The organism is Nitrosophilus sp. (assembly GCF_982775275.1).
This window is the reverse complement of record NZ_CEXZHP010000163.1, coordinates 1-3422: the sequence shown is the minus strand read 5'-3', so window position 1 is coordinate 3422 and position 3422 is coordinate 1. Positions and strand designations below refer to the sequence as shown.

The window sequence follows — 3422 nt, the reverse complement described above, 5'->3', positions numbered from 1 at the left end:
CTATCAATTGATTTTTATAATAATTAAAATAGCCTATTTTAGAAAAATTTTCTGTATCTATCTTTATAGTTTTTGAGTTTTTAAAATAGTTTTTTATCTTTTTAATTTTTATTCTTTTTCTAAATTCTCTATTTTTAATTTGTATTTTTTTTGAAACATTAAAATGTTTTACTTCAAATCTGCATGCTTTCTCATAAGGAAACAATATTTTTTCTAACTCTTTATCTTTTTGAAATGCAATAACTAAGGTAGGAGTTAATATCTCAAACAAAGAGTGTTTCAATAAAGTTGCCCCATATCTATCGTCAATAAATCCCGTAGTATCTACAATTATAGTATTTGCTCCACTTTTTATAGCAAAATCAGATAATCTTTTAGCTCCAATAACAAAATTTAAGAAATTTTTCACTGGAGAAAATGAACCAATAAACCAATATTTATAAAAATTTTTATATTTTACTGTTTGGGTAGAGGGTAAGCCTATTGAGCTTTGCCCTACATCTAAGTCCAAAAACGCACAATTTTTTAGTTTGTCAAATAGCTCTAAAGAGAAAGTAGTTTTTCCACTATCATTATCACCTAAAACTAAAATAGTACCTTTTAGGTTTTCAATATTTATTTGTGAAATCTCTTTTTCATAAAACATCTACCAATATCTTATAGGGCCTGTATCAACATGGATGAAACCGGATTTTGGATAATAGCCGACCCCTCCTCTTTTTAAACTAATTGCAGCTTTTTTTAAAGTAAAAAGATCAACTCCTGGAAGATTGATATCTATAGCCATTCCTTTCATGTGATAACTTTTTTTTGCAACACCTTTAGATATTTTTCTTAAATAAAGATTTGTTTTAGGAGATCTATAGCCAGAAATTATATGAAAAGATTCTTTTCTTTTTACAATATTTTGCAGATCAAATAAAAGATCTAAAAGCTTTAAATCAATCGGTTTTATTTCTCCTGTTCTAAAATCTCTTAATATTTTATATATTGACTCAATTTCATCTTTTATATACTCTCCCTCTATCCAATATGTGGATTTTAAAAATTCTCCTGTATGGATATTGTAAAATGATAACTTTTTTTCATAAATGTTTTTTCCAAAGGAGATATTTGGAAAGAGTATAGAAATGGGTAAAATTGCACTATATTTTAAAATTTTTCTTCTTTCTTGAAAATATTTATCCATTATAGATAAACCTTTTAAAAATTGTATTTTTAATTTTACCAAAATTATTTTTTATTTAATAACTGGATCATTTTTCTATCGATATCATAAATATCGTCTCTAAAATTTACTCCATTTTCATCTACAAATGCAGTCATATAAAATATATATACTCTAAAGGGTTTTTTTAATGGTAAAATCAAATCTCTCTTTTCAATAAGCATTTTTAAAATTTTTCTATATGTTAAATTTCTATCTTCATTTTGATATATTTTATAAAGAAGTTCTATCGGCTTTTCCACTCTTACACATCCAGAACTTAATGCTCTATTTTTAAGATTAAAAAGATTTTGATCTGGAGTATCATGAATATAGATATCATCTGAATTTGGAAAAATAAATTTTACAAAACCTAAAAAATTATTGGGCCCTGGTTCTTGCATAAATACATAAGGAGTACTATCATTATAAATAGTCCAATCAATATCTCTAATATCTACAATCTCTTTGCCATCCCAATCCAAAGCTGCATATATACCTTTTTTCTCAAAATATTCAAACTCTTTCTTTTTTAATTTTGGCAATATATCTTCTTTTACAATAGTTTTTGGTGCTCTCCAATAAGGGTTTAAAACTGAATATTTTATATAATCTTTTAAAATGGGAGTTTGCCTATCTTTTCTTCCTATAATTGCTTTCATTTTTAATACTCTTTTATTTGAAATATATAAAGACAATGAAAAATCTGGAATATTAACTATTACAAAATTCTCATCATTTTCTAAAAGCCACCTTATTCTCTCTATATTAAGTTTTAATATTTGAATTTTTTTATCTACAGTTTCATTCATTTTTGCTAAAGTTTTTGGCCCTATAATACCATCAGCCTTTAAACCATGCCTTCTTTGAAATTTTTTTACTCCTTTTTCTAAACATTCATCATATAGTTCATTTATATAGTTGCATTCATAATCTCCTGTTATTTTTAGTCTATTTTTTATTTTTAGAATTATCTTACTTTTATCTTTAGGTTTTATAAGATAAAAATTTTTTTCTATCTTTTCCCATCCATTCTTTTTTTTAATTTGGATATATCTATTTAAAGCTTGAATTAAAGAAAGATATATTGGATGGTTTTGAATATTTTTTTGTTTTTTTTCATTATTTGATAAAAGGACAAAATCCTCTTTTTTTAAACAACCAAAATTAATATCATGTAAATATTGATTAAAAGAACTATTTAAAAGAGATTGCAGTTCAATAAGTAAATTTTTGTCTTTTTCCAAAGTGTATCTAAATATAATATCTCTTATTCTATTTAAGTTATATTTTGATTTATTACATAACACCGAATTATCACTCTTTATTTTTGCGATAATTTTATATACATCTTTTGGAATATTGCTATTTTTAGTTAAATTAAAATCAAAGTTATTTGCTAAAAGAAGTAATGAAAATAGTAAAAAAATCGATATTTTTTTCTTCATTTTATCCTAATTTTTAAAAAATATTTAAGAAATTTTTTGTATAATTTCAATTCAATTTAGCTGCTGGCCCCATCGTCTAGCGGTTAGGACACCGCCCTTTCACGGCGGTGACGGGGGTTCGAGTCGCCCTGGGGTCGCCATCACTTTTTCCGATAACTTCCAAATTCTTCCATTGTTTCCCTAAAAATCGGATATATCTTTAGTTTTAGATTTCCGTCTATTTCCACACAAATCCATTTCAAGCCAACTTTTTTTACGGTAATTTTTGCGGTAAGATTTTTATGTGACAAATTTTTACCGCAAAGGATTAAAAATGCACTACAAAAAGGCAGTTTCAAACCACTTTGTTTGCTCTTTTTATTTACCTTAATTTGACTCCACTTTGTGAATATATATTGAATATAAAAAAATATGCCAAAAGGAGTCATTATGCCAAAATTGGTTAAACCTCTAACAGACACGCTAATTAAAAGAGCAAAACCCCAAAAAAAAGTAAAAAAACTTGCTGATGGAAACGGATTATACCTAATTATTGAACCTTATGGCAAAAAATGGTGGAGAGTAGATTATACATTCAAAGGAAAGAGATCCTCAAAATCCCTCGGAGAATATCCAAATGTCTCATTAAAAGAAGCTCGCCAAAAAAGAGATGAAATTAAAAAACTCATTAATGAAGGTATCAATCCTTCTACCCATCAAAAACCGACAAACACTTTCAAATCCGTGGCAGTCGAATATCTTCAAACCCAGGTTCCTAGCCCGATGAG

Annotated in this window: 4 protein-coding genes and 1 tRNA gene; 2 read left to right on the top strand and 3 right to left on the bottom strand. The window is 26.5% G+C overall.

Annotated features, from left to right (window positions below; translation table 11 throughout):
* From AC30RD_RS07485 to AC30RD_RS07475, 3 genes are all read right to left on the bottom strand, one after another.
* On the bottom strand, window positions 1–646 hold a 646-nt coding region (locus tag AC30RD_RS07485), incomplete at its 3' end, for a Clp1/GlmU family protein (RefSeq protein WP_489493811.1).
* Window positions 647–1189, bottom strand: a complete 543-nt coding sequence (mepK, locus tag AC30RD_RS07480) for a peptidoglycan L,D-endopeptidase MepK (protein WP_489493810.1) — start codon at window positions 1187–1189, stop codon at window positions 647–649.
* A 44-nt stretch (window positions 1190–1233) separates the two neighbouring features.
* Window positions 1234–2655, bottom strand: a complete 1422-nt coding sequence (locus AC30RD_RS07475) for a L,D-transpeptidase family protein (RefSeq protein ID WP_489493809.1) — start codon at window positions 2653–2655, stop codon at window positions 1234–1236.
* Window positions 2656–2720: 65 nt separating this feature from the next.
* On the opposite strand from AC30RD_RS07475, the gene AC30RD_RS07470 reads away from it, so the two are divergent.
* Both AC30RD_RS07470 and AC30RD_RS07465 read left to right on the top strand, forming a co-directional pair.
* Window positions 2721–2795 (top strand) — tRNA-Glu (locus AC30RD_RS07470).
* 289 nt (window positions 2796–3084) lie between these two features.
* The coding region (locus AC30RD_RS07465; RefSeq protein WP_489493807.1) for an Arm DNA-binding domain-containing protein at window positions 3085–3422 on the top strand (338 nt) is incomplete at its 3' end.